The 25496-nt window shown below is 67.2% G+C and carries 28 protein-coding genes; 11 read left to right on the top strand and 17 right to left on the bottom strand.

The window, feature by feature from the left end:
* Window positions 1–113 precede the first annotated feature (113 nt).
* Window positions 114–899 (top strand): DUF3109 family protein, encoded by a 786-nt coding sequence (locus MAAFP003_RS03530; RefSeq protein ID WP_096284494.1) that lies wholly within the window; start codon window positions 114–116, stop codon window positions 897–899.
* Between the two features lie 10 nt (window positions 900–909).
* Here MAAFP003_RS03530 and MAAFP003_RS03525 read toward each other — a convergent pair whose 3' ends face one another.
* Window positions 910–1629, bottom strand: coding sequence for a FadR/GntR family transcriptional regulator (locus MAAFP003_RS03525; RefSeq protein WP_207768451.1), 720 nt, complete (start codon window positions 1627–1629; stop codon window positions 910–912).
* Window positions 1630–1680: 51 nt separating this feature from the next.
* Between MAAFP003_RS03525 and MAAFP003_RS03520 the strand changes: the two genes are divergently transcribed.
* The 4 genes from MAAFP003_RS03520 to MAAFP003_RS03505 all read left to right on the top strand — a co-directional run bounded on the left by MAAFP003_RS03520 (window position 1681) and on the right by MAAFP003_RS03505 (window position 5391).
* Window positions 1681–2628: a hypothetical protein gene (locus tag MAAFP003_RS03520; protein ID WP_096284490.1), complete on the top strand. Its 948-nt coding sequence runs from the start codon at window positions 1681–1683 to the stop codon at window positions 2626–2628.
* The gene (locus tag MAAFP003_RS03515; protein ID WP_096284488.1) at window positions 2625–2954 is read left to right on the top strand and encodes a hypothetical protein; all 330 of its coding nucleotides are present in this window, start codon (window positions 2625–2627) and stop codon (window positions 2952–2954) included. The genes MAAFP003_RS03520 and MAAFP003_RS03515 overlap by 4 nt, the downstream gene beginning before the upstream one ends.
* Window positions 2951–4810 (top strand): GMC family oxidoreductase N-terminal domain-containing protein, encoded by a 1860-nt coding sequence (locus MAAFP003_RS03510; protein WP_096284486.1) that lies wholly within the window; start codon window positions 2951–2953, stop codon window positions 4808–4810. Before MAAFP003_RS03515 ends, MAAFP003_RS03510 begins: the two co-directional genes overlap by 4 nt.
* Window positions 4811–4890: 80 nt before the next feature.
* Window positions 4891–5391, top strand: coding sequence for an NUDIX hydrolase (locus tag MAAFP003_RS03505; protein WP_207768450.1), 501 nt, complete (start codon window positions 4891–4893; stop codon window positions 5389–5391).
* A gap of 28 nt (window positions 5392–5419) precedes the next feature.
* On the opposite strand, the gene regX is transcribed toward MAAFP003_RS03505, so the two are convergent.
* From regX to MAAFP003_RS03475, 6 genes are all read right to left on the bottom strand, one after another.
* Window positions 5420–6103: a two-component sensory transduction protein RegX gene (gene regX, locus MAAFP003_RS03500; RefSeq protein ID WP_090599796.1), complete on the bottom strand. Its 684-nt coding sequence runs from the start codon at window positions 6101–6103 to the stop codon at window positions 5420–5422.
* A 49-nt stretch (window positions 6104–6152) separates the two neighbouring features.
* Window positions 6153–7382, bottom strand: coding sequence for a sensor histidine kinase (locus tag MAAFP003_RS03495; RefSeq protein WP_096284482.1), 1230 nt, complete (start codon window positions 7380–7382; stop codon window positions 6153–6155).
* A gap of 161 nt (window positions 7383–7543) precedes the next feature.
* Window positions 7544–8293, bottom strand: a complete 750-nt coding sequence (locus tag MAAFP003_RS03490) for a phosphoglyceromutase (RefSeq protein WP_096284480.1) — start codon at window positions 8291–8293, stop codon at window positions 7544–7546.
* A 100-nt stretch (window positions 8294–8393) separates the two neighbouring features.
* A complete protein-coding gene (locus MAAFP003_RS03485) occupies window positions 8394–8903 on the bottom strand; it encodes a type III secretion system chaperone family protein (protein WP_096284478.1) in 510 nt (169 codons plus the stop codon).
* Complete coding sequence (gene mshA, locus MAAFP003_RS03480) at window positions 8900–10234, bottom strand: D-inositol-3-phosphate glycosyltransferase (protein ID WP_165796293.1); 1335 nt, start codon at window positions 10232–10234, stop codon at window positions 8900–8902. The genes MAAFP003_RS03485 and mshA overlap by 4 nt, the downstream gene beginning before the upstream one ends.
* Window positions 10235–10282: 48 nt before the next feature.
* Window positions 10283–11590 carry an ROK family protein gene (locus MAAFP003_RS03475; protein ID WP_096284477.1) on the bottom strand — a complete coding sequence of 436 codons (1308 nt, stop codon included), beginning with the start codon at window positions 11588–11590 and terminating at the stop codon, window positions 10283–10285.
* Between the two features lie 177 nt (window positions 11591–11767).
* Here MAAFP003_RS03475 and MAAFP003_RS03465 point away from each other — a divergent pair, with 177 nt between their 5' ends.
* Window positions 11768–12529, top strand: coding sequence for an SDR family oxidoreductase (locus MAAFP003_RS03465; RefSeq protein ID WP_096284475.1), 762 nt, complete (start codon window positions 11768–11770; stop codon window positions 12527–12529).
* On the opposite strand, the gene MAAFP003_RS03460 is transcribed toward MAAFP003_RS03465, so the two are convergent.
* Window positions 12501–13886 carry a L,D-transpeptidase gene (locus MAAFP003_RS03460; protein WP_096284473.1) on the bottom strand — a complete coding sequence of 462 codons (1386 nt, stop codon included), beginning with the start codon at window positions 13884–13886 and terminating at the stop codon, window positions 12501–12503. The two genes, MAAFP003_RS03465 and MAAFP003_RS03460, sit on opposite strands and share 29 nt — an antisense overlap.
* A 39-nt stretch (window positions 13887–13925) precedes the next feature.
* Window positions 13926–14999 (bottom strand): UDP-N-acetylmuramate dehydrogenase, encoded by a 1074-nt coding sequence (locus tag MAAFP003_RS03455; protein ID WP_096284471.1) that lies wholly within the window; start codon window positions 14997–14999, stop codon window positions 13926–13928.
* Between the two features lie 26 nt (window positions 15000–15025).
* On the opposite strand from MAAFP003_RS03455, the gene MAAFP003_RS03450 reads away from it, so the two are divergent.
* From MAAFP003_RS03450 to MAAFP003_RS03440, 3 genes are read left to right on the top strand one after another with little or no spacing between them, the layout of a single operon-like run.
* On the top strand, window positions 15026–15547 hold the full coding sequence (locus MAAFP003_RS03450) for a DUF2505 domain-containing protein (RefSeq protein WP_096284469.1): 522 nt from the start codon (window positions 15026–15028) through the stop codon (window positions 15545–15547).
* A gap of 21 nt (window positions 15548–15568) precedes the next feature.
* Window positions 15569–16411 (top strand): carbon-nitrogen hydrolase family protein, encoded by an 843-nt coding sequence (locus MAAFP003_RS03445; protein ID WP_096284467.1) that lies wholly within the window; start codon window positions 15569–15571, stop codon window positions 16409–16411.
* Complete coding sequence (locus tag MAAFP003_RS03440; RefSeq protein ID WP_096284465.1) at window positions 16408–17364, top strand: LmeA family phospholipid-binding protein; 957 nt, start codon at window positions 16408–16410, stop codon at window positions 17362–17364. Before MAAFP003_RS03445 ends, MAAFP003_RS03440 begins: the two co-directional genes overlap by 4 nt.
* 61 nt (window positions 17365–17425) lie before the next feature.
* Here MAAFP003_RS03440 and deoC read toward each other — a convergent pair whose 3' ends face one another.
* The 6 genes from deoC to MAAFP003_RS03410 all read right to left on the bottom strand — a co-directional run bounded on the left by deoC (window position 17426) and on the right by MAAFP003_RS03410 (window position 21670).
* Entirely contained in the window at window positions 17426–18091 is a 666-nt protein-coding gene (gene deoC, locus MAAFP003_RS03435) for a deoxyribose-phosphate aldolase (protein WP_096284463.1), read from the bottom strand.
* A complete protein-coding gene (locus MAAFP003_RS03430) occupies window positions 18091–18522 on the bottom strand; it encodes a DUF2599 domain-containing protein (protein WP_096284461.1) in 432 nt (143 codons plus the stop codon). Before MAAFP003_RS03430 ends, deoC begins: the two co-directional genes overlap by 1 nt.
* A 4-nt stretch (window positions 18523–18526) precedes the next feature.
* Window positions 18527–18814, bottom strand: coding sequence for a DUF2516 family protein (locus tag MAAFP003_RS03425; RefSeq protein WP_207768449.1), 288 nt, complete (start codon window positions 18812–18814; stop codon window positions 18527–18529).
* A gap of 73 nt (window positions 18815–18887) precedes the next feature.
* Window positions 18888–19496, bottom strand: coding sequence for a heparin-binding hemagglutinin (locus MAAFP003_RS03420; protein ID WP_096290847.1), 609 nt, complete (start codon window positions 19494–19496; stop codon window positions 18888–18890).
* 312 nt (window positions 19497–19808) lie between these two features.
* Entirely contained in the window at window positions 19809–20216 is a 408-nt protein-coding gene (locus MAAFP003_RS03415) for a helix-turn-helix domain-containing protein (protein WP_096284459.1), read from the bottom strand.
* Window positions 20217–20302: 86 nt separating this feature from the next.
* Window positions 20303–21670 carry a DUF445 domain-containing protein gene (locus tag MAAFP003_RS03410; protein ID WP_165796292.1) on the bottom strand — a complete coding sequence of 456 codons (1368 nt, stop codon included), beginning with the start codon at window positions 21668–21670 and terminating at the stop codon, window positions 20303–20305.
* Between the two features lie 136 nt (window positions 21671–21806).
* Here MAAFP003_RS03410 and MAAFP003_RS03405 point away from each other — a divergent pair, with 136 nt between their 5' ends.
* Together MAAFP003_RS03405 and pcaA are read left to right on the top strand one after the other, a co-directional pair.
* On the top strand, window positions 21807–22508 hold the full coding sequence (locus tag MAAFP003_RS03405) for a TetR/AcrR family transcriptional regulator (RefSeq protein WP_096284457.1): 702 nt from the start codon (window positions 21807–21809) through the stop codon (window positions 22506–22508).
* A gap of 179 nt (window positions 22509–22687) precedes the next feature.
* Window positions 22688–23551: a cyclopropane mycolic acid synthase PcaA gene (gene pcaA, locus MAAFP003_RS03400; protein ID WP_096284455.1), complete on the top strand. Its 864-nt coding sequence runs from the start codon at window positions 22688–22690 to the stop codon at window positions 23549–23551.
* Between the two features lie 50 nt (window positions 23552–23601).
* Here the strand turns inward: pcaA and MAAFP003_RS03395 are convergent, their stop codons facing one another.
* Both MAAFP003_RS03395 and MAAFP003_RS03390 read right to left on the bottom strand, forming a co-directional pair.
* Window positions 23602–24462: a cyclopropane mycolic acid synthase family methyltransferase gene (locus tag MAAFP003_RS03395; protein ID WP_096284453.1), complete on the bottom strand. Its 861-nt coding sequence runs from the start codon at window positions 24460–24462 to the stop codon at window positions 23602–23604.
* 108 nt (window positions 24463–24570) lie between these two features.
* Window positions 24571–25434 carry a 3-hydroxybutyryl-CoA dehydrogenase gene (locus MAAFP003_RS03390; RefSeq protein WP_096284451.1) on the bottom strand — a complete coding sequence of 288 codons (864 nt, stop codon included), beginning with the start codon at window positions 25432–25434 and terminating at the stop codon, window positions 24571–24573.
* Between the last annotated feature and the right edge of the window lie 62 nt (window positions 25435–25496).

Raw genomic sequence — 25496 nt, 5'->3', positions numbered from 1 at the left:
GGACAACGATGAGCCGTGGGTTGCGCCCCGCTGAGGAGAGTGGCAATTCACACCGGTGCCGGCTCGGGTGTCAGCGAAGCGAACAGCAGGAATATTGGTCTAACGTTGCATCCGTGGCGAATTCGCACCCCGAGCCCGGGCAAGAAGTGGAATTGGATTTTGCCCGTGAATGGGTGGAGTTCTTCGATCCGGACAACCCGGAGCACTTGATCGCGGCCGACCTCACGTGGTTGCTGTCGCGCTGGACGTGCGTGTTCGGCACCCCGGCCTGCCGCGGCACGGTCGAGGGACGCCCCGACGACGGGTGTTGCTCGCATGGCGCGTTCCTGTCCGACGACGACGACCGCGCCGGCCTGGACGACGCCGTCAAACAACTCACCGACGCCGACTGGCAATTCCGCGAAAAAGGTTTGGGCCGTAAGGGATATCTCGAACTCGACGAGCACGACGGTCAACCGCAACACCGCACCCGAAAATACAAGGGCGCGTGCATTTTCCTGAACCGCCCCGGTTTTCCCGGCGGCGTCGGCTGCGCGCTGCACAGCAAGGCCCTCAAGCTGGGCGTGCCGCCGTTGACGATGAAACCCGAGGTCTGCTGGCAGCTGCCGATCCGGCGCAGTCAAGAGTGGGTGACGCGGCCCGACGGCACCGAGATCCTGAAGACCTGGATCACCGAATACGATCGCCGCGGCTGGGGCTCTGGTGGTGCCGACTTGCACTGGTACTGCACCGGCGATCCGGCAGCGCACGTCGGGGCCAAGCAGGTGTGGGAAAGCCTCGCCGACGAACTCACCGAGCTCCTCGGTTCCAAGGCCTATGCCGAATTGGCGGCAATGTGCAAGCGCCGCAGTCAATTAGGGCTCATCGCCATCCACCCGGCGACGCGAATCGCGGAGTAGCCCCCGCAGGTCAGGTCGACTGCGACCGGTACGCCGCGACCATTCGCAGCGCGCTGGCAAGCAGATACGCCTCGACAGCCGCGGCAGCCGCGGCGTCGTCGCGCGCCAGCACCGCCTCGGTGATCGCCCGCAGATCGGCAATCACCGGCTCAGGCTCGTCGTAGGCCGGTGTGAGCTCATGCTCGCGACCGCCGAAGGAATGGTCGACCCAGCGATACAGCAGCCCCAACGCACGGTTACGCGTGCCGTGGATGAGCACCTGGAAGAAGGCGAGGTCGGCCGCCTGGCGCGCTGCGGCGCTGTCGGCGTCCTGCACGCCGGCCAGCGCGGCGCGCAACGCCTCGTCATCTTCGGGACCGCACCGTTGCGCGGCCAACCGCCCGATCAACGGGCCCAGCGCCGCGCGGATCTCGAGGAGCTCGACCAAAAACTCGGGACCCAACTTCCGTATCAACGCTTCGACCACAGCGGGGTGGGTGAGTTGCTGAGGATCCCGGACCACGTTGCCGCTGCCGTGCCGGGCCTCGATCAGGCCCATCTGCTGCAGCCGCGCCAGACCCTGTCGCAGCGACGTGCGGTTGACCCCGAGTTGCTCGGCCAGCTCCCGCTCCGGCGGCAGCGCCGAGCCCGGCGGGAACGCGCCGTCGAGGATCGCGTCGGCGATCGACGCGGTGATCTGTTCGTCCACCCGCTGGCGGTCGGGTGGCCGAAGCACATTTGACTGGTTCATTGGTTCAACCAATATAGTGGGCGAGACCGACAACGTGGTGGAGGCGACGCGGTGGACGAGAAGCTATTGGCCGCGGCCGCGCGCTGGCGGGGCAAGACAGGTCGGCTGGAGGTCTGGTACGCCACCCTCTCGGACCCGTCGACCCGGGCCGGCCTGTGGATTCACTGCGAAACGGTCGCACCGAGCGACGCTCGCGCCCCTTACGCACACGGCTGGGCGACCTGGTTTCCGGCCGACGCCGCACCGCACACCGAGCGTTTCGGACCCGAGCCGGTTCAACCGGCGATCGGCGCCTGGTTCGACTCGGCCGGGGTGCGCGCGGCTCCCGAAGAACTGACCGGACGAGCCGGAGCCCTGGCTTGGGAACTGGCCTGGAAAGACGCCGGCGCGCCACTGTGGACCTTCCCGAAGCCGGTGTGGGATCGCGAACTGCTGCCCGGGGCTCAAGTCGTTCTCGCTCCGACCGCCGACTTCACCGGCGCACTGACCGTCGGCGGCCTCACCCATCACGTCGACGGCTGGCGCGGCGGCGTCGCCCACATCTACGGACATGGCAACGCCAAACGCTGGGGCTGGATCCACGCCGACCTCGGGAACGGCGACGTCCTGGAGGTCGTCACCGCGGTATCACACAAACCGGGCCTGCGCAGGCTGGCGCCGCTGGCGTTCGTTCGCTTTCGTATCGACGGAAAGGATTGGCCCGCAAGCACATTGCCGTCACTGAGAATGCGCACCACCCTCGGCCTGCGGCACTGGCAGCTGGAAGGACGCATCGGCGGTCGCCGCGTGCTCATCCGCGTCGACCAGCCGCCGGAGCGCTGCGTGAGCCTGGGTTATACCGATCCCGACGGCGGCACGGCGGTGTGCACCAACACCGAACAGGCCGACATCTACGTCGAGGTCGACGAACGCCGGTGGTCGGTGCTGGGCACCGGCCACGCCGAAGTCGGCCTGCGCGGCAGCGAGGCGCCCGCCCTCAACGAAAGGACAACGACATGAGCTTTCTGCTCGACCCGCCGCTGCTGTTCGCCTCCGGACTGCTCATCGAGCGCCAACTGCCGCCGGATCGCCGCGATGCCGCCGAGGCCGCCACGCTGGGCGTCTTCTTCGGCGGATCGTTCGGCCTCTACCACAACGTGCCCGGACTGGGCATGCTGTGGCGCCCCTTCCGTGCCCGCAATGGCCGCGACTTCATGTGGAACAGCGGGGTTTTCGGCGTCAAGACCGAGGAGGCGGGCTGGCCGCTGCACGCGGCGGCGGGGGCCATCTTCGCGACCTACCCGTTCTTCATCAAATTGGGCCGCCGGCTCGGGCGTTTGGTATGAGCCGCCGGGCCGCGTTGGCCTCGTTCGGCACCGCGCTGCTGCCCGAGGAGCACGGCGGTCCGCCATCGGCTCAATTGGTCGACCGCGTCGAGCGCTACCTCACGCAGCTGCCCGCGACGACACGGCTGGCGGTGCGGGCCGGACTGCTGTGCATGAGTGCGGCAAGCTACCTCACCACCGGTCGCTCGAATTCGCGCCTCGACGCCGGCCAGCGTGATCAAGTGCTGCGCCGGCTCGCCGCACTCGGCCCGGATGCCGGAGTGGCCGTCGAGGCGATGAAGGCGATCGTCCTGCTTGCCAACGGCGCGGATACCTTTGCCCCAGAGCTACTTTCACGGGCGCAGGCGCACGATACGGCGCGCCCCGATGCGCGCCTGACGGTCATCTCCTCGGCCGATAGTCGCTCCGTGATGACCGCCGATGTGGTGATCGTCGGCTCCGGTGCCGGCGGCGCCATGGCGGCGCGCACCCTGGCGCAAGCCGGCCTCGACACCGTGGTGCTCGAGGAGGGACGCCGTTGGACGGTTGAGGAGCTGCGCACTACCCATCCGATCGACCGATATGCCGGGTTGTATCGCGGCGCCGGCGCAACCGTCGCACTGGGACGCCCGTCCATAGTCCTGCCCCTGGGCCGGGCGGTCGGCGGCACCACCATGGTGAACTCCGGAACGTGTTACCGGCCACCGCTTTCGGTGCAGCGGCGCTGGCGCGACGAGTTCGGCCTCGACCTGGCTGACCCGGACCGGCTGGCCCACCATCTCGACGATGTCGAGCGCACGCTGCGGGTCGCGCCGGTGCCCCTGCAGATCATGGGTCGCAACGGGCGCCTGTTGCTTGATGCCGCTGCGACGCTGGGATGGGACGCGGCACCGATCCCCCGAAACGCGCCGGGCTGCGAAGGTTGTTGCCAATGCGCGATCGGCTGCCCCCGCAACGCCAAGTTCGGTGTGCACCTCAACGCGCTGCCACAAGCCTGCGCCGCGGGCGCGCGGATCATCTCGCAGGCGCGCGTCGAACGGGTACTGCACCGCAACGGCCGGGCCCGCGGAGTGCGGGCCCGACGGCCAGACGACACCGCGCTGGACATCCTCGCCGAGTCGGTGGTGGTTGCCGCCGGCGCCACCGAGACACCGGGATTGTTGCGGCGCAGCGGGTTTGGTGCGCATCCGCGCCTGGGCCGAAATCTCGCGCTGCATCCGGCGACGATGCTCGCCGGGCGCTTCGCCGATGATGTGTACGCCTGGCACGGCGTGTTGCAGAGCGCGGCCGTCCACGAATTTCACGAGTCGGACGGCGTGTTGATCGAAGCAACCTCGACGCCGCCGGGAATGGGGTCGATGGTCTTTCCCGGCTACGGCGCCGAGCTGCTCGGCTGGCTCGACCGCGCACCTCAAGTCGCGACGGTCGGCGCCATGGTCGCCGACCGCGGAGTGGGCTCGGTCTTCGCGGTGCGCGGCGAGACAGTGATGCGCTACAACATCTCTCGTGCCGACATCGCCAAGCTGGTGACCGCCGTCGAGGCGATGGGCCGCCTGTTGTTCGCGGCGGGTGCGGTCGAGGTGCTCACCGGTCTGCCCGGCGCACCGACGGTGACGTCGCTGTCGGCCTTAAGGGATGCGCTGAGCCGCAGCAATCCCAGGAGCCTGCACCTGGCCGCCTTCCATCCCACCGGCACCGCGGCGGCCGGCGCAGATGAACAGGTCTGCCCCGTCGACACAGCGGGACGATTGCGCGGCATCGACGGAGTGTGGGTTGCCGACGCGTCGATCCTGCCCAGCTGCCCCGAGGTGAACCCGCAGGTGTCCATCATGGCGCTGGCGCTGGCGGTCGCGGACGAGGTGGTCGCGGCTCGCTGATGCGGTGTGCATCCTCGGGTCGAGGGTGCGGCGCGGGCGCCGCCGCGCCGGTGGTGCCGCCACTCGTGTTAGGAAGGGGAGTGCCGGTTCCCGACTTCATCGTTGAGTTGCGTCGCGCGATCGGCCATGCGCCGTTGTGGTTGCCCGGCGTTACCGCCGTCACCATTCATGAGCACAAAGTGCTGTTGGTGAAGCGCTCGGATAATGGCGCCTGGACAGCGGTGACGGGGATCGTGGAACCGGGCGAGAATCCGGCGGATTGCGCTGTGCGCGAAGTGCTCGAAGAAACCGGGGTTCAGGTGCAGGCTGTCAGACTGGCCTGGGTCAAGGTGGGCCAGCCGACGGTGCACGCCAACGGCGATCACGCGCAGTACCTGGATCACATATTTCGGATGAACTGGCTATCCGGGGAGCCGTATGCGGCCGACGACGAGAGCACCGAGGCGAGATGGTTCGATCTCGACGAGTTGCCACCGATGACAGCGAACATGCGCCGGCGCATCGAAGTAGGCGCGGCCGACGAGGAGCGGACCCTGTTCGACTCCTCGCGCGGCGATGAGTTGGCGCCGCGGGCCCCATGACGGTGCCCTTGCCGACCGCGGGCTGGGGCTACCCTTCGAGCTTGTAGCCCAGCCCGCGCACCGTCACCAGGTGCACCGGGTTGGCCGGGTCGGCTTCGATCTTGGACCGCAGCCGCTTGACGTGGACGTCGAGCGTCTTGGTGTCGCCGACGTAGTCCGCGCCCCACACCCGATCGATCAGCTGTCCACGGGTCAGCACCCGGCCGCTGTTGCGCATCAGGTACTCGAGGAGGTCAAACTCCTTGAGCGGCAACGTGATTGTGTCGCCGTTCACCGAAACGACATGCCGCTCGACGTCCATCCGGACCGGACCGGACTCCAATACGCCGTCACTGATCTCGGAGTCGTCGTCGCCGCCCCGGCGCAGCACCGCCCGGATCCGGGCAATCAGCTCGCGCGCCGAATAGGGCTTGGTCACATAGTCATCGGCGCCGAGCTCCAGGCCGACAACTTTGTCGATCTCGCTGTCCCGGGCCGTCACCATGATCACCGGCACGCTGGAGCGAGCGCGCAGCTGCTTGCAGACGTCGGTGCCCGACATGCCCGGCAGCATCAAATCAAGCAGCACGATGTCCGCGCCTGCCCGGTCGAACTCGGACAGCGCCGCTGACCCATCGGTCACCACGGTGGCTTCGAAGCCCTCCTTGCGAAGCAGGAAGGCCAGTGGATCGGCAAGCGACTCCTCGTCCTCCACGATCAGCACACTGGTCACGGGCGCCACTCCTCCTCATCGCTGCGCTCTGCATCGTCGTATCCGCGGGTCATCGACTTAGTTCTTCCTCTCGTTGGGACCTGTTGGGCCGCGCCTCGCGGGCCCGGGGTTGCTCGGTTTCTTCGTCGCTATCGGTGTCCTGATAGGCCGGGATCGACAAGGTGAACGTCGAACCGGTTCCCGGCTTGCTCCACACCCCGATGCTGCCGTCATGATTGGCCGCAACGTGTTTGACGATCGCCAGCCCCAGCCCACTGCCACCGGTGGCTCGCGAACGCGCCTTGTCCCCCCGGAAAAACCGCTCGAAGACCCGCTCCTGGTCTTCTAGCGCAATCCCGATCCCGCGGTCGGTAACCGCGATCTCGATGTTGTCGCCACGACGGCAACGGCTGATCGACACCGGCGAACCCGGCGGCGAGTAGGCGATCGCATTAGAGACCAGATTGGCCAATGCGGTCACCAGCAGCGTTTGGTCCCCCAGTACCCGCAAACCGGAGGGCGCGTCGGTGCGAATCTCGATCTTGGCATTGTCCGCAGCCACCTTGTGGCGTGAAATCGCTTCGGCCACAACGGTATCGACCTCGACAGCGACAACGTTGGGCAATCGCTCGGCACCCTGCAGCCGGGAGAGCTCGATGAGCTCAGCCACCATGTCGCCCAACCGGTTGGCCTCGATCAGCACCTTCTCGGCGAAGCGGCGCACGGTTTCGGAGTCGTCCGCCGACGCCAGCAGGGCCTCGGCGAGCAGCGCCATGGCGCCGACCGGCGTCTTGAGCTCGTGGCTGACGTTGGCTACGAAGTCGCGCCGCGTGGCTTCCATACGCGCATGGTCGGACTGGTCGTGAACGAAGACCACAGCGAACCGGCGGTCTTCCTCACTGAGCAGCGTTGCCTGCCCGTGCACCGATATCCCGGACCGTCCGGCGGCCCCGCGCTTGCCGGGCTGTAGGTCGAACTCGACGACCTCCCCGCCCAGCGCCTGCTGCGCCGCTTGCCAGGCTTGGTCGTCGAGCTGCCGATCGCGCACCAGGCCCAATTCCTTGGCCCGCTCGTTGAGGTAGACGACGTCGCGATGCGAATCCACGACCGCGGCGCCCAGCGGCATCAGGGTGACGATTCGTTGCAGCATCTGCGCGACGGTGATGCCGGTCGACTCGGTGGCCACGCGCTGCCGCCGTTGCACCACCCGTGCGGACAACCGAGTGCCGGCCGCCACTCCGACGGCCAGCGCCAGCAAGGACAAGACCCCGGCCAGCAACAGCGCCGAGAACACAGTCACGAACAAAATCCTACAAATCTGGTGAACGCAGCCCTAGCGGAACGAGGCCAAAATCGGACAAGTCACAACTTGCGCTACAGGTGTTCGGCTGTCGTTCATGCGGAATTTGGCCTACGGGCTTTCCGCGCTCAAAAGCGGCGAAAATGAACCGCGTTTGAATCCTACCGGGCACCCTGGCTGGCTACCGCCGCGGCGCCCGCAGCCGCTGCTTCCGGGTCCAGGTAGGTGCCGCCGGGCACCACCGGACGCAGATCGGCGTCCAGGTCGTAGCGCAGCGGAATGCCAGTCGGGATGTTCAACTCGGAGATCTCGTCGTCGGAGATCTGGTCGAGGTGTTTGACGAGGGCGCGCAGCGAGTTGCCGTGGGCGACGATCAGCACCGTCTTGCCGAAGCGCAGATCCGGGACGATCACGTCGGTGAAGTACGGCAGGAAACGCACCACCACGTCGGCCAGACATTCGGTGAGCGGGCCGCCACTGATGTCGGCGTAGCGCGGGTCACCATCCTGGCTGAACTTGCTGCCCTTCTCGATCGGCGGCGGCGGGGTGTCGTAGCTGCGCCGCCAGGCCATGAATTGCTCGTCCCCGTAGCGGGCCTTGGTCTCGGCTTTGTCCAGGCCTTGCAGCGCCCCGTAGTGGCGTTCGTTGAGCCGCCAGCTGCGTCGTACCGGGAGCCACAGCCGGTCGGCGGCGTCCAGCGCCAGGTGCGCCGTGGTGATCGCGCGGCGCAGCAGCGAGGTGTACAGCACGTCGGGCAGCAGGCCGTGCTCGGTCAGCAGCTCGCCGCTGCGAACCGCTTCGGCCCGGCCCTTTTCAGTCAGCCCGACATCGACCCATCCGGTAAACAGGTTCAGCGAGTTCCATTCGCTTTCGCCGTGGCGAAGCAGTACCAGCGTCGCAGTGTCACCCATGCCGGTCAGTCTCTCACGCAGGGTGCGACGCGCGTCGAGCGTAAGGGCACTGCGAAAATCGGGCCCAGAAATCGCAGCCACGTTGCGCTCGCGAGCTGGGCTAGCCGTCTTCGTCGTCGATCAGGTGGGCGAACGCCTCCAGATTCTTCAACGATTCGCCCCGCGATCCCCGCCAATCCCATTCCTTCTGGATCGACGAGCGAAAACCCAACTCCAGCAACGTATTGAAGTCCGAATCCACCGCTTCGAGCACTTGCCCGAGCACCCGGTCGATCTCGTCGGCATCCACCGAGGCCAGCGACATCCGGCCGACCAGGTAGATGTCGCCGACGTTGTCCAGCGTGTAGGCGACTCCGTACAGCCGGCGGTTGCGCTTGAGCAGGAACCGGTACACGCCCTCGTGGTTCTCGTCGGGCTTGCGGCACACGAACGCCTCGATGCGCACCGAGTGCTCGCCGATGCTCAGGATCGTGTTGGTCTTGAGCCTGCGCTCGCCGGGCAACTCCACCACCAGACCCGGCAAACCGCCATGTGCGCCTTCATGTTTCGAGTACGTCAGCTCGCTGGCATCGAGCGCACGCTCGATCACCTGCTGCACCGACGGGCTCATGCGCCAACCCCGCGACGCGGCGTCCAGCGACGCGGTTTACGCGCCGCCACCCGGTCGCGCACCCGGCGCTGCCGTGCGGCGGTGAAATCGCCGATGGCGCGCCGATAGCTGGCCAGCAACGCGTCGGTGGTGTGCTCCCACGAGAACGTCGCCGCGTGCGCGGCCGCGGCCCGGCTCATCGCCGCGCCCCGCGCCGTGCCGTCCAGGCGCAGCAGCTCGTCGAGTGCGCGGGCCCAGTCGTCGACGTCATGCCCTGGCACCAGCGAGCCGGTGACACCGTCGCGCACCGCGACCGGCAGCCCGCCGACCGCTGCCGCCACCACCGGCGTGCCGCACGCCTGCGCCTCGACGGCGACCAAGCCGAAAGACTCCGAATAGCTGGGCACCGCAACAAGATTCGCGGCCTGGAACAGGGTCGCCAAATTCGGCCGGGACTGCGGCGGCAGAAAAGTCACCCGATCGCTGATCCCGAGTTCGTCGGCCAGGCGAACCAGTCCGTCCGGGGTGGCCAGACCACTGCCCGAAGGGCCGCCGGCCACCACGATGCGCACGCCCGGCAGTTTCGCCGCTGCCCGCAGCACGATGTCGGGCGCCTTCAGCGGCTGGATTCGTCCGACGAACACCACGATCTGTTCGTCGAGCCCAAGCCCCAGCGCGGCACGGGCCGCCCGGCGTTCGCCCGGATGGAACACCTCCAGGTCGACGCCGGGATGGACCACGTCGATCCGCTCGGGGACGGCATGGTGGATCGAAACCAATTGCCGCGCTTCGTCTTCGGTGTTGACGATCAGCCGGTCCGCCTCATCGACGACCTGCTGCTCCCCCACCGTGCGCAGCGGCGGCTCGGGCCTGTCTCCGGCGGCCAGTGCGGCGTTCTTCACCGCGGCCAGGGTGTGCGCGGTGTGCACCAGCGGCACCGCCCAACGGTCGCGCGCCAGCCAGCCGACCTGTCCGGACAGCCAGTAGTGCGAGTGCACGATGTCGTAGTAACCGGGCTCATGCGACGCCTCGGCACGCAGCACCCCGGCCGCGAACGCACACAGCTGGGTGGGCAGGTCGTATTTGTCCAAGCCCTCGAACGGCCCGGCCACGACGTTACGCACCAGCACGCCGGGCTCAACCTCGACGACCGGCGGATCGGCCGACGCGGTGGCCCGGGTGAAGATCTCCACCTCGATGCCCCGCCGGGCCAGATGCAACGCACTTTGCAGCACGTACACGTTCATCCCGCCGGCATCACCGGTACCCGGTTGAGCCAGGGGCGAGGTGTGCACTGCCAACAGCGCGACCCGGCGCGGATCGCTGCGCAGGAGGACGTCGTCGTGCCGCACTCCTTCATCTTTACAGCACGGTCCGGCCACCGGCCTAAGGCGTTCGCGTTAGGCGGACGACTCGTCGACGGCTTCCGGGATCCGGGAGCCGATCACCCCGGCGCGGCGCATCGCGCCCAGCGGGTCGGCGTAGAGCCCGCCCAGGGACACGATGCCCGCCCCGGCCTCTTGCACGCGGTTACCGAAGGCCGTGACGCGGATATCCCGCGGCGGCAACACCGAACGCTCGGCGAATGCCACCTCCACCTGCTCCATCGCCTCGGGATACTCGGTGAATGCCTGGCCGCCGACCACCAGTTCGTCGGGGTTGAGCAAGTCGCGCAGCAGCGCGACCGCCTCACCCAGGACTCGGGCGCGCTCCGCGAGCAGGTCCTTGGCCGGCTGGTTGCCGGCCCGGGCCAGACGCAGCAGATCGGTGATGCCAGCGGCGGGTCCGTTGGCGCGCCCAGCCGGGGCCGGGGGCAGGATGCGCAGCCGGCGAGCCGCGGCAAGCACGGCCTCGTCGCTGACCGTGGACTCCAGCTGCCCGGTGCCGCCGAGCAACTCGGAGTGCGCGGGCAGGCCCGCGATCGTGCCCGGACCGCTCGACGGGCAGTGCACCCGTCCGCCGATCACCAGCGCGTAGCCCACGGTTTCGCGGGCGTAGACGTACAGGCTGGTCGGCGAGCTCGGCGCGAACCGCCGCATACCCAGCAGCAGCTCGGCGCCGGCCATCGCGTCCACGTGCGAAGCCACCGACACCGGCAGGCTCAGCGCGTCGGCCAGCACCGGCCCGACGGGCGCTTGCCGCCAGCCCAGCCGCGGGTGGTCGACGTGGCCGGTGGCGCCGTCGACAGTGCCACCGATGGCGACCCCGACCCACAACGGCCGCCGGCGGTGCCAGCGCCTCAGATAGCGGGTGGCGCTTTCGGCCAGCGACGTCAGAGCGGCGGCCGGCGGGCTCAGCGGCGTCGGCGTTTCCACCGTGTCCAGCGTGCGGCCGAACAGGTCGGTGGCCACGATGCTGGTGGTCCGCGCACCGATGTGGATGCCCAGCGCCACGAACGGTTCGTGGTTGATCTCCACCGGAACCCGTGGGCGTCCGATGGCTCCGGAGACGGCCAGGTCTGCGCGTTCCCGCAGCAGGCCCGCGTCGAGCAGGGCGATGACCTGCCGGTTCACCGTCGCGATGCTCAGCGAGGTGACCCCGGCGATGACGTCGCGGCCGACCGGGCCGCGCAGCCGGACCGCCCGGAACACCGAGGCCGCGGCCGAGTCGGAGATGTGCAGCGACGGCGGCAGGATCTGGCGGTGCAGCCGCAGGTGGCCCGCACGGCTGGGCGAATGATGGGTGTGGGTGAGAGAAGTCGAGCGCACGAGCGTCCTTTGTCCGAGTTCCAATGGCCGGTCTTGGCCACAACCTGTTTTGGGTTCAGGCGCGGCAAAGTGCGCGGCAACAACACGCACATGCCGCGCAAAGACACGCGGCAGTGTTGTTGAACAGGGCGCTGTGGTGCACCTCAGGAATTTAGCACGTTTATTAGAGTTGGCTCAGTGAGTTCAAATAACGCGCATCAACGGGTTGCGGTAGTGACCGGTGCCAGTTCCGGGATCGGCGAAGCAACAGCCAAAACCCTTGCCGCCCTTGGGTTTCACGTCGTCGCTGTGGCAAGGCGCGAGGACCGGATAACCGCCCTCGCGAAAGAGATAGCCGGCACCGCAATTGTGGCTGACGTCACAGACGACGCGGCAGTAGCCGCGCTCGCCAGCAAACTGGGCCGGGTCGATGTATTGGTCAACAACGCCGGCGGCGCTCGCGGATTGGCGCCCGTCGCCGACGCCGACCTCGAGCACTGGCGCTGGATGTGGGAGACCAACGTGCTTGGGACGCTGCGGGTCACCCGCGCACTGCTGCCCAAGCTGATCGACTCCGGCGACGGCCTGATCGTCACCGTCACCTCGGTGGCCGCGCTCGAGGTCTACGACGGCGGTGCCGGCTACACCGCGGCCAAGCACGCCCAGGGCGCGGTGCACCGCACGCTGCGCGGTGAACTGCTGGGCAAGCCGGTGCGGCTCACCGAAATCGCGCCGGGCGCAGTGGAAACCGAGTTCTCACTGGTGCGATTCGACGGCGATCAGGAACGCGCGGACTCGGTCTACGCCGGCATCACACCGCTGACGGCGGCCGACGTGGCCGAGGTGATCGGGTTCGTGGCGTCACGGCCGTCCCACGTCGACCTGGACCTGATCGTGCTCAAGCCACGCGATCAGGCCAATGCGATGCGGTTTAACCGCCAGGGCCAGGCGAGGACGTAGTCGTCGTCGTGGTCGTGGTGGTCGGCGTCCCCGACAGACTCGGCGCCGTCGACGGCGTGACCGGCGCGGTGACGGGGATCTGACTGGCCGGCGGGTGCGCATTGGGCGGTGGTAGAGCCGACATGGCCACCCAGGTGTCCCAATCGACGGCCCAGTCCCAGATGTCGCCGTCGGAGTAGGACAACTGGATCGAGCTGCCGGTCACCTCGACCGGGTCGCCGTACATCGCGGTCGGGTAGTACTCCGCGGCGTCCTCGGTCGACAGGTTGATGCAGCCGTTGGTGACGTTCGTGTTGCCTTGTGCGCCAGCGCTCATCGGGTTGGCGTGAATGAACTCGCCGTTGTTGGAGATCCGCACCGCCCAGCGTTCGTGTACGTGGCTGTAGCCGGCCGCGGGGTTGGACATGTAGAAGTCCGCGTACTTCTCGGTCACCACGTGGATGCCGTTGCGGGTGACGTTGCGCGCCTTGTCGGCCTCGCCGTAGCTGCACGGGAAGTCCATGATCACGCCCGCGTCGGTGACGACCTGGATGCGGTGCGACGACACCTCCGCCTTGACGACCTGCTTGCGGCCGATCTGGATCTTCAAAGACATGTCCTGCAGGCCGTAGGCGCCGTCGCCGAACGGCAGGCCGTAGAACTTGGCGTCGACGTTGATGGTGGTGCCCGCCGGGTAGTACTCGCGCGGCCGGTAGTGGATGCGCGCGCCCTGCTGCTCGTCGGGCAGCCAGGCCCAGCTGCCCTCGACGGGCGGGTTGGTGGTGATGGTCAGTGCCCGTTCGACGGCGGCCTTGTCGCTGATCGGCGCGTCGAACTGGATGATGATCGGCGCGGCGACGCCGACCGTCTGGCCGTCGGCCAACTGGAATCCGCCGTCAATCTTCTTGCTGGGCGCGACGGTGGTTAATTTGCCCGTCACGGGCACGGTCTTGCCGTCGTGGCCGACGACCGAGCCGCTCCAGCTATAGCTGGTGTCATAGCCCAACGGCTCGGTGGTCGTGTAGACGGTGCGGTCGGAGTTGAACGCTCCGGCAACGACCTTGCCGGCCGAATTCGTCAACGCCACCTTCTGGAACCAGCCGTCGCTGACCATGACGCTGACCGGCGCGATGGGAACCACGTCGGCAGCGGCCCCCTCGTTGTCCAAGGCGGGTTGGTATTTCAGACTCGGCGCCGACTGCTCCTTGTTCTTCTGCGCTTGCTTGGCCGCGGGGCCGCTACAGGCGGCCAGCACGCTCGGCGCGAACACACCCAGCCCAAGGGCTGCCAACGCCAGCCGCCGATTGATCGGCGGCTGTTCGGGGGATGTGCTCACGACAATAAAAGATACCGGCAGTACCGACACCGCTTGCGCCACGACGAGTCGCGAAAGCCTACAGACACACGGAATCCACAGCTAAAGGCGGCAGCCGAGCAGCACCGGTTCGGGTTCCAGTGTGATGCCAAACACGTCACGGACCCCGTCGCGAATGGTTCGCGCCAGGGTGATCACATCCGCCGTGGTGGCGTTGCCCCGATTGGTCAGAGCAAGCGCGTGCTTGGTGGACAACCGGCAGGGCGCGGCCGGGTCGCCGGGATAGCCCTTGCCGAAGCCCGCGTGCTCCACCAGCCACGCGGCGGCCAGCTTGACGCCGTCGGGCGCCGGGTAGTTGGGCACCGGCCCGTCGGTGCGCCCGGCCAGCGACTCATAGAACTGCGGCGCGACGACGGGGTTGGTGAAGAACGAACCCACGCTCCAGGTGTCGTAATCGGCGGCGTCGAGCACCATGCCCTTGCGCGCACGCAGGGCCAGCACCGCCTCGCGTACCGCGCGCGGGTCCGCACGCTCACCGCTGGCCGCATTCAGCGCCGCGGTGAGCTCGCCGTAGCGCAAGGGCGCGCTGCGGCCCGAATCGTCCAGTGCGAACTCCACTTCCAGCACCACGCCAGGCACCTGCTGACCGGCCCGCTTGAACATGCTGGTGCGATAGCCGAAGGCCAGCTCGTCGCCGGGTATCCAGCGCACCGCACCGCTGCCGCGATCCAGCACCCGCACCCGGGTGATGGTGTCGGACACCTCCGCGCCGTAGGCGCCGACGTTTTGCACCGGCGTGGCTCCCGCCGATCCCGGTATGCCGGACAGGCACTCGAGGCCGCCCAGCCCGCCCTCGATCGCCGCGACGACCACGTCGTCCCACACCGCCCCGGCCTCGGCGCGCAGCAGGTGGCCGTCCACGGTGATCCCGCGGGTGGCCAGGTGCACGGCGGTCAGGTCCGTCAGGTCGTCGGCGATCACCAGATTGGAGCCGCCGGAGAACACCAGCACCGGCCCGTCACGTGCGCCGTCCAACTCGTCCAGCACGCCGACAACCTGTTCGCTGCTGGTGCAGGTGATCAGGCGTTGCGCGACCGGTCCGACGCGCAACGTGGTCAGCGGCGCCAGCGGCACCGCCTCAGCGACGCGCGCACCAGCGAAGATCGATCCGGTCACGGCCCGTAACGGTAGCCTGACCTGCTATGCCCCGCTCATTCGACTTGTCCGCCGACTATCAGGACAGCGTCGAAGACCTGCACCAGGCGTTCGCCGAGCCCGACTACTGGCGGGCCAGGCTGGCCGACATTCCGGTCGACGAGGCGCGGCTGGAGTCGATCCGCTTGGGAGGGGAATCCGGCGACGACGGCACCATCGAAGTGGTGACGCTGCAGGAAGTGCACAGCCATAACCTGCCCGCGATGGTCACCCAGTTGCACCGGGGCGATCTGTTCTTCAGACGCGAGGAGACGTGGGGGCCGGTCACCGACGGCGTCGCCACGGCGTCCATCAAGGGCTCGATCGTGGACACCCCGGTGAACGTCCTGGGCACCGCCGAACTGTCGCCGATTGACCGCGGCGGCGCACGCCTGACGTTCCGGGTCAGCATCCACGTCCGGATTCCGCTGATCGGCGGCAAGGTGGAGAACATCATCGGCACGCATCTGGCCGATCTGGTGAGCAGGGAGCAGCGCTTCACCACCGAATGGATCACCAACAACGCGTGATTCGCTTCTAAGCTGGCGGCCATGCGAATCGCGTTGGCGCAAATGCTGAGTGGCAGCGATCCGGCGGCCAATCTGGAACAGGTGCGCGACTACACCGCCCGGGCCGCCGACGCCGGCGCGACGCTGGTGGTGTTTCCCGAAGCGACCATGTGCCGGTTCGGCGTCCCGCTGGCACCGATCGCCGAGCCGGTCGACGGGCCGTGGGCCGACGGGGTGCGGCAGATCGCGACCGCGTCCGCCGTCACGGTGATCGCCGGTATGTTCACCCCGGCCGGCGACGGGCGCGTGACGAACACGCTGATCGCGGCCGGGCCCGGCACACCGAATCAGCCGGACGCCTACTACGACAAGATCCATCTCTACGACGCGTTCGGCTTCACCGAGTCGCGCACCGTCGCCCCAGGCCGGGAACCGGTGGTGATCACCGTCGACGGCGTCGGGGTGGGGTTGACCGTTTGCTACGACATCCGCTTCCCCGAGCTCTACACCGAACTGGCCCGGCGCGGCGCCCAGCTCATCGCGGTCTGCGCGTCCTGGGGCTCGGGTCCGGGAAAGCTCGCACAGTGGACCTTGCTGGCCCGCGCCCGCGCGCTGGACTCGATGAGCTACGTCGCCGCGGCCGGCCAAGCCGATCCCGCTGCCACACTGGCGGGCTCGGGATCTTCCGCGGGCGCCCCGACCGGCGTCGGCGGCAGCCTGGTGGCCTCGCCGCTGGGCGAGGTGGTCGCCTCGGCCGGTCCCGACCCACAACTGGTACTGGCCGACATCGACACCGCCTTGGTCGCGAAGGCTCGCGAAAGCATCGCGGTGCTGCGCAACCAGTCCGACTTTGCTCGTAGCGATAGGGCAGAATCGGTTGGGTGACGAACCCGCAAGGACCACCGCACGAGGGCCCGTCCACGTGGGGGGCCAGCGAGGATCACGGTCCGTTCGGCCCGACCTCCGCCCCGACCGAGCAGCACTATCCGGCCGGGGCGGACACGCAGCAGGCCAGCTATGCGCCGCCGCCGCTGCCACCGCTGAGCCCCACCGAGCGGGTCAGCCGGCCCAGCGAGCAGCCCGAGCCGCCGGCAAAGAAGAAGAGATTTCGTGACCCGCTGTCCATCGTTCTGATCTGCGTCATCGTGGTGTCGCTGCTGCTCGCGGGGCTGATCGGCGGCGAGCTCTACGCCCGCCACGTGGCCGACACCAAGGTCGCCGAGGCGGTGGCCTGCGAGGTCCAAGACCAGGCCACGGCGTCGTTCGGAGTCGCGCCGCTGCTGCTGTGGCAGCTCGCGACGCAGCACTTCACCAACATCTCGGTGTCGACGGCCGGCAACCAGATCCGCGATGCCAAGGGCATGAAGATCGACATCGTCATCAAAGACGTCAAGCTGGACCGGACGTCGTCGTCCAAGGGCACCATCGGATCGCTCGATGCGACCATCACCTGGACCAGTGACGGCATCAAGGATTCGGTGCAGAACGCGGTCCCGGTGCTGGGCCCGTTTGTCACCAACAGCGTGACTACCCATCCCGCCGACGGCACCATCGAACTGAAGGGAATGCTGGACAACATCACGACCAAGCCTGTGGTGTCCGGCAAGGGGATTCAGCTGCAGATTCAGAGCTTCAACGCGCTGGGCTTCACGCTGCCTCGCGAAAGCGTCCAGTCCACCCTCGACGCGTACACCGCGAAGCTGACCGCCGACTACCCGCTGGGTATTCACGCGGACAGCGTGCAAGTGACCCCGACCGGCGTGACGAGCCATTTCTCGACCCAGAACGCCACGATCCCGGCCGGTGAAAACAACGATTCCTGCTTCGCCAACATCTAGGGCTTGCCCGGCTGGGTATTGCCGCCCTGGCACGCCGCGGGGCCGCCGCTAGGGGCCGGCGTCAGCCGAGTCCGTCGAGGACGGCCCGTGTCCCGGATAGGCCGAGCCTGGTCGCCCCGGCGTCCAGCATCGCGACCGCGTCGGCCGCGGTGCGAATGCCGCCGCTGGCCTTGACCCCCAGGCGACCGCCGACGGCCTCGGCCATCAGCGCGACGGCCCGCACCGACGCGCCGCCCGCGGGGTGAAACCCGGTCGAGGTCTTGACGAAGTCCGCGCCGGCCTCTTCGGCTGCCCGGCACACGTCGGTCAGCGTGCGCCCGTCCGAATCACCCAGCAGCACAGCCGATTCCACGATCACCTTGAGAACGGCGTCGGGTATGGCCGCGCGCACCGCCGCGATGTCGGAACGTACCGCGTCCAGCTCGCCGGCCAGCGCGGCGCCGATGTCGATGACCATGTCGACTTCACTCGCCCCGGATGCCACCGCCTGGGCGGCCTCCTGCGCCTTGATCGACGAGACGTGCTTGCCGGACGGAAAGCCGGCCACCGTCGCGACGCGGACCCCACCGGCCGCCGCGGCGACCGGGACCATCGACGGTGATACGCACACCGCGTAGACGGCCAGGTCCGCGGCTTCGGCCAGCAGCGCGACCACGTCGGCGCCGGTGGCCTCGGGTTTGAGCAGCGTGTGGTCGACGAGTGCCGCGAGCTGTTCTCGACGCATCATCAGTTGGGCTCCTCCGGGCCGCCGGGATTACAGCCGGACGCGGCCATCTCGGCGTCGTCGACGACGGGCCGCCACGGTTCGAGGTTCCAGCTCGTCTTGCCGGGTTGCGCCAATTCGGCGAATTGCCAATGGCAGATGAATTGGGCATGCATGCCGGGGGTATCGGCGTTCGGTGCCATCGCCAACACCTCGGCCCAGGCCTCGTCGGCCGCACCTGGGTTGTTGGGCTCGCGGGAGGCCAGCCGCCCCGATGGCGTCGGAAAGACCCGCAAGCTGGCCAGCCGCCCCGACTGCGTCCACTCGGTGTGACCGACAAACGGCGGGTTGGGGTTGACCGCACCGGTGCCGGGATCGGCCCGGGCGGTGCCCGTAACGGGCCCGGTGGGCACCCAGACCAGCAGCGCGAAGCCCGCGGCCAGCACGGCCTTCACCGAGTCAGCGCGACTTGCCCTGGATTTCGAGAAGTTTGGGCCGCACGTCGACCAGGTAGACACCCGCCGCGCAGGCGGAGATCGCCATGCCGAGCACGCCGAAAACGAAGCTCAGGATCGATGTCAACGCAACGGCCAGGCCCAGGATCACCAGCCATACCGGCTTGGTCAGCTTATCCGCAGCGGTGTAAGCATCGGGTCGCTGCATCGCCGCATGAATGAATGCGTACACCGACATCACCAGGACGCCGATCTGCAAGACCAACATGACGGTACCCACAGCATGATTCACGACTCAAGGGTATGCGGGCAGCGTCGTAAACGTCGAATCCGAGTTGCCCCGAAGGGCAACTCGGTATCCGAAACTACTTCTGGGTGACCTTCTTGGCGGGAGCCTTCTTCGCCGGAGCCTTCTTGGCCGGAGCCTTCTTGGCCGGCGCCTTCTTGGCCGGAGCCTTCTTCGCCACTGCCTTGGTCGCCGACTCGGCCTTCTTGGGCAGCTCGATGCCGACCAGCTTGGCGGCCCGCTCGCCGACCGCGCGGGTCTGGTTGGCCACGGTGCCCAGCGCTTCCTGGGTCAGCTCGACGGCCTGGTCGACGTAGCCCTCGGCGCGCGCCTGGGTCTCCTCGAACGGCCGCTGGCTGCGCAGCCGCTGCAGCGCAGCCTCGCCGCGCTCGACCAGCTCGTTGTAGCGGTTGGTCGCGGCGTCCAGGTAGCCCTCGGCGGCCTTACGCAGTTCCTCCGGGGTGAAGCGCTCACGCAGCTCGGTGAACTGTTCGGGCAGGTCTTCCTGCAGCTTGGCGATGCGAGCGCGGCTCTCCTCGACCCGGCTGCGGGTGTCGGTGCGGGTGTCCTCGGCGCGGTCACGCAGGCTGCCGATGAGCTCGTTCACGGTGGCCAGGGCCAGGTCTGCCGCGCCCAGGGCCGCCAGCAACGGCGCCCGCAATTCTTCGATGTTCGTGTTTTCAGCCATGGTGTTTCCTTTCATGGTTCGTTGTCGTTCTCAGGGTTGGAGTGTTTGGTATGGAAGTCGAGGCAAGCGTCGGCTCCTGGTGCGTGGAGTGGTCAAGACCCGCGGATTGACCTGGCACGCGACTTGCCGATAAACCTCCTGGTTGGTCGGGTCGGGTTGACGATCGAGTGGGTGTCGGCGCAGCGTCGCGCCGCGGAGTAAGTGGGAATCGGTGCATCCTTCCCTTCTGGGTAACCCGGCGGCCGTTGGGCGATACGTCACCAACTCGTGCTCAGGCGTTGTCGCAGCTGAGCCGGCCCGGGCCGGGCTACCTCACTCGTGGTTGTCGGGTTCGGGCGAACACTCCTCGTGGATCGATTCGTTTTGCTGGGCAAATGAGGTATAGATCTCGAGCAGAATCTGCTTCTGACGCTCGGTGATCGCCGTGTCGGTGATGACCGCGTCACGCACTTGGCTCTTGTCGCTCGGCTCCAGGATCCCGGCCCGCACGTAGAGGACCTCGGCGGAAACCCGCAGCGCTTTCGCGATCTGACTCAGCACGTCGGCAGAAGGTTTGCGCAGTCCGCGCTCAACCTGGCTCAGATAGGGATTGCTGACACCGGCCAGCTCGGCAAGTTGTCGTACCGAAACCTGCGCGAGTTCGCGCTGGCTTCTGATGAAGCTGCCGATGTCGGAAGCCGCTGTCGACACCTTGGCGGAGAGCGTCTCCTCCGGTGGCATTGCGTGCTCCTACGGTCCGATGACTGACCTTGACAGCAACGAGCGTACGGACATGTGCTTGCATTTGCAAGCAGTAGTTAGCACCCCTAGAAAAAGAGCTGCGCGATGGTGTAGATCACCAGCCCGGCCAGCGATCCGACCACGGTGCCGTTGATCCGGATGAACTGCAGGTCACGGCCCACGTGCAGCTCGATGCGCCGGCTCGCTTCCTCGGCATCCCAGCGTTCGATCGTGTCGGTGATGATCGCGGTGATCTCGACCCCGTACTGCGAGACCAGATGCTGAGCCGCCCGCACGATCCAGCCATCGACCTTGTCGCGCAGCTCGGCGTCGTCGCGCAGCGACTCCCCGATGCGCACGACGCTGTCCGCGATGCGGGTCCGCAACGCACTGGAGGGATCGTCGACGCCCTCGAGCACCAGCCGCTTCAGCGTCTTCCACGCCGTCGCGGCCGCGTTGGCGATTTCGTCGCGGGCCATCAGCTGGTCTTTGATCGCGTCGGCGCGCGCGATGGTGTCCGGGTCGTTTTGCAGATCGTCGGCGAACTCGAACAGGAAGCGGGTCGCCGACCGGCGCAGCTCGTGGTCCGGATTGCGGCGCACCTTGTCGGTGAAGTCCATCAGCTCGCGGTGGATGCGATCGCCGACGAGATGGTCGATGAATCGCGGCGACCAGGTCGGCGAATCACGCTCGACCACCCGCTGGATGATCTCGCCCGCATTCAGCGACCACTGAAAGGCCCGGTCCGCGAGCAATTGGATCAGGGCTTCCTGCCGGTTCTCGGCGAGCAGCGTCGCCAGCACCCGGCCCACCGGCGGCCCCCACTGCGGTTCGGCGATGCGCCGCACGATCATCCGGTCGATCACCTGCTGGACGTCCTCGTCGCGCAGCAACTCGACCAGAACCCGGAGCACCGTCGCGGCCTCGCTGGCCACCCGCTCGGCATGCGCACGCTCCGATAGCCACTTGCCGAGCCGGCCCGGCACCTCGGCGTCGAGCAGCTTGGTTTCGACCACCTCGGGCGACAGGAAGTTTTCCCGCACGAAGGTGCCCAGGCCCTCGCCGAGCTGGTCCTTCTTCCGCTTGATGATCGCGGTGTGCGGGATCGGGATGCCCAACGGGTGTTTGAACAACGCGGTCACCGCAAACCAGTCCGCCAGCGCACCCACCATGCCGGCCTCGGCGGCCGCGCCGACGTAACCGACCCAGGCGCCCGCACCGCCGTGCGCCTGTGCCCATCGGCAGGCCAGAAATACCACCGTGGCACCGACCAGGAAGCTCAGTGCCACCAATTTCATCCGGCGAAGCGCCACCCGGCGCTGCGCGTCCGCCTCGGGATCGGCGCCGGCGAACGACTCGGCGAAGGACGTACGAGTCCGGCCCGCCGCGGCCGTGGGCGTGGTCGGCTCCGGCCGCGTTGCGGCCGGATTCGACCCCTCGGCTCTATGTGACACCCCACCATCATGTCTCGCTGCGGCGAGTTCGTGTTGGGACACCGCCGGTGGAGCCCCTCACACCGGGCGTCCCGTCCGCCAAACAGGCCCCCACGCCGTAGTATCGAGAGCGTCTAGTGAATGGGAATCGTCGACAGTGGCAGAGGAAATCCCGGCTGTAATCGTGAAGACGGACGGTCGTAAGCGGCGTTGGCACCAGCACAAGGTGGAACGCCGTAACGAGCTGGTTGACGGCACGATCGACGCGATCCGCCGACACGGCCGCTACCTCAGCATGGACGAGATCGCTGCCGAGATCGGGGTTTCCAAGACTGTTCTGTATCGCTACTTCGTCGACAAGAACGACCTCACGACCGCGGTGATGATGCGCTTCGCGCAGACCACGCTGATTCCGAACATGGCCGCCGCGCTGACATCCAATCTCGACGGCCTGGACCTGACCCGCGAGGTCATCCGCGTCTACGTCGACACCGTGGCGAACGAACCCGAGCCCTACCGGTTCGTGATGGCCAACAGCTCGGCCAGCAAGAGCAAAGTGATCGCCGACTCCGAGCGGATCATCGCGCGCATGATCGCGGTGCTGATGCGCCGGCGCATGCTGCAGGCCGGGATCGACACCGGCGGCGCGGAACCATGGTCCTACCTGATCGTCGGCGGTGTGCAGTTGGCCACACACTCGTGGATGTCTAATCCGCGGATGACCCGAGACGAACTCATCGACTACTTGACCATGCTCAGCTGGAACGCCCTGTGCGGAATTGTCGAAGTCGGCGGATCGCTGGAGAAGTTCCGCGAGGAGCCGCATCCGTCGCCGATCGCACCACCGCGGGAGCCCTAAACCGCCCCTGGCGTGCGATTCGTTTGTGAATTGCGGCCGTCTCGTGTGACCCTATGTGACGGCCGCGCGCACGAACTGCGCCGACCCAACCCGATAGCATGCAGAGGGCATGCACCGGAGGCCGATGGGCATTCCCCACTTCGTCCCCGCCTCCGGGATACAGAAAGGCTTCTTTCGTTATGGCCGTACAGCTCACGCCGCATTTCGGGAACGTGCAGGCGCACTACGACCTGTCTGACGACTTCTTCCGCCTTTTTCTGGACCCGTCCCAGACCTACAGCTGCGCGTACTTCGAGCGTGACGACATGACCCTGGAAGAGGCGCAGCTCGCCAAGATCGACCTGTCACTGTCGAAGTTGGGACTCGAGCCGGGCATGACATTGCTGGACATCGGCTGCGGCTGGGGCGCCACGCTGCGGCGCGCCATCGAAAAATACGACGTCAACGTCGTGGGCCTGACCCTCTCGGAGAACCAGGCCGAGCACGTTCAGAAGTCGTTCGACCAGCTCGACACCGCGCGGACCCGGCGAGTGCTGCTGGAGGGCTGGGAGAAGTTCGACGAGCCGGTCGACCGGATCGTCTCGATCGGCGCTTTCGAGCACTTCGGCCGCGCCCGCTGGGCCCGCTTTTTCGAGATGGCCTACTCGGTGCTGCCGGCCAACGGCGTGATGATGCTGCACACCATCGTGCGCCCCTCGTTCAAGGAAGCCAGGGCCAAAGGCCTGCCGCTGACCCACGAGGTCGTTCACTTCACGCAGTTCATCCTGGCCGAGATTTTCCCCGGCGGCTGGCTGCCGACGCCGGCGCTGGTGGAAGAGCACGCGGCCGACGCCGGCTTTCGTCTCACCCGGACCCAGTCGCTGCAGCTGCACTACGCGCGCACCCTGGACATGTGGGCGGCCGCGCTGGAAGCCAACAAAGACACGGCGATCGAGATCCAGTCGCAGAAGGTCTACGACCGCTACATGAAGTACCTGACCGGCTGCGCCAAGCTGTTCCGTCAGGGCTACACCGACGTCGACCAGTTCACGCTGGAGAAGTAGACGAAAAGCGGGCCGGCCGAATCAGTCCGGCCCGCCACTGCTGTCGGTAGCTACTTCACGCAGGTGAATTGCCCGACGTTGCAGATGCCCTTGCGGAAGAAGTTCTCGCAGCCCGTCAAGTAGTGCATGTACCGGTCGTAGATCTCTTCGGACTGGATCTCGATCGCCTTGTCCTTATTGGCCTCAAGGTTGGCGGCCCACATGTTCAGGGTCCGGGCGTAATGCGGCTGCAGCAAGTGCACCTGTTCGACCGAGAATCCAGCGTCGGGTGCGAGCTTCAGCAGGTCTTCCACTGCCGGCAGCTGTCCGCCTGGGAAAATCACCTCGCCGATGAACTTCATGAATCGGATGTCGTTCATCGTCAATTTGACGCCGTTTTCGTGCATCTGCTTCTGTGTGTAAGCCAGAATTGTGTGAAGTAACATCCGGCCGTCGTCGGGCAGGATGTTGTAGGCACGGTCGAAGAACGCGGGATAACGCTCCGACTTGAAGGCTTCGAACGCGCCGATCGTGACGATCCGGTCGACCCGGTCCTCGAATTCTTCCCAGCCCTGCAACCGAATCTCGACGGTGCGGTCGGTGGCGACCTTGGCCATCCGCTTCCTGCTGTACTCGAACTGGTTGCGGCTGAGCGTGATTCCGATGACGTTGACGTCGAACTTCTCGACGGCGCGTTGCAGCGCTCCGCCCCAGCCGCAGCCGATGTCGAGCAAGGTCATCCCGGGCTCGAGGTTCAGCTTGCCCAGCGCCAGATCGAACTTCGCGTTCTGGGCTTCTTCCAGCGTCATGTCGTCACGCTCGAAGTAAGCGCAGGTGTAGCCCATCGTCGGGTCCAGGAACAGTGCGAAAAATTCGTCCGACACGTCGTAGATGGACTGCGACTCTTCGTAATACGGCCTGAGCTGCGTCATGGGGGGATAGATACCTCTCGCGTTGGTGACCGCGGAAATAATACCTGACGCTGGCTTATGGCTCTGAAGACGCAATGCGACAGTCGGCGGATGACTTCGCTTTTCGGCTCAGTACGTGTAGAAACCCTGACCCGATTTCTTGCCCAACATGCCCGCCTCCACCATGCGCAGCAGCAGCGGCGGCGGGCCGTAGTGCGGTTCTTTGAATTCTTCGAACATCTTGTCGGCGATCAGTTTGAGTGTGTCCAAGCCGACAAGATCCGACAGCCGTAGCGGACCCATCGGGTGCGACAGGCCGGCGACGACCGCCTTGTCCACATCCTCGACGGTGGCGAATCCCGCCTCGACCATCCGGACGGCCGACAGCAGGTAGGGCACCAACAGGGCATTCACCACGAAGCCAGACCGGTCCGAACAGCGCACCACCTGCTTGCCCAGCACCGAACTGGCGAACTCCTCGGTGCGCGCGGCGGCGGCTTCGTCGGTAACCAGGGTGCTCACCAATTCGACGAGCGGCAGCACCGGCACCGGATTGAAGAAGTGCAGGCCGAGCACCCGCTGAGGGTTCTTGGTGGCGGCCGCGATCTTCATGATCGGAATGCTCGAGGTGTTCGAGGCCAGCACCGCGTCGGGATCGGTGATCACCTCGTCGAGTTTGGCGAAAACCTCGGCCTTGACGGCGTCGTCCTCGATGATCGCCTCGATGACCAGCTGACGGTCGGCGAGGTCGCTCAGGTCGGTGGTGAAGGTGAGCTGGCTCAGGGCGCGGTCACGTTCGCGCTCGGTCACCTTGCCGGCGCTGACGCCACGCTCCAGCGATTTCACGATGCGGTTCCGGCCCGCGGTGATCAGCGCCTCGGTGGTCTCGTACACCGTGACCGCGACGCCGGCGCGGACCGAGACCTCGGCGATTCCTGACCCCATCTGGCCGGCCCCGACAACCCCAACCCGCTGAATTCCTTTGTCGCTCACTGCGTTTCTCCAGTCGTATGGTCTAGACCGCAATAGGCCCCGCCCAGGATCGCCGGGCGGGG

Origin of the sequence: Mycobacterium ahvazicum, assembly GCF_900176255.2 — a bacterium.
GTDB lineage: Bacteria > Actinomycetota > Actinomycetes > Mycobacteriales > Mycobacteriaceae > Mycobacterium > Mycobacterium ahvazicum.
Note: the sequence above shows the minus strand (reverse complement) of the source record. Positions and strands in the feature narration are given on the sequence as shown.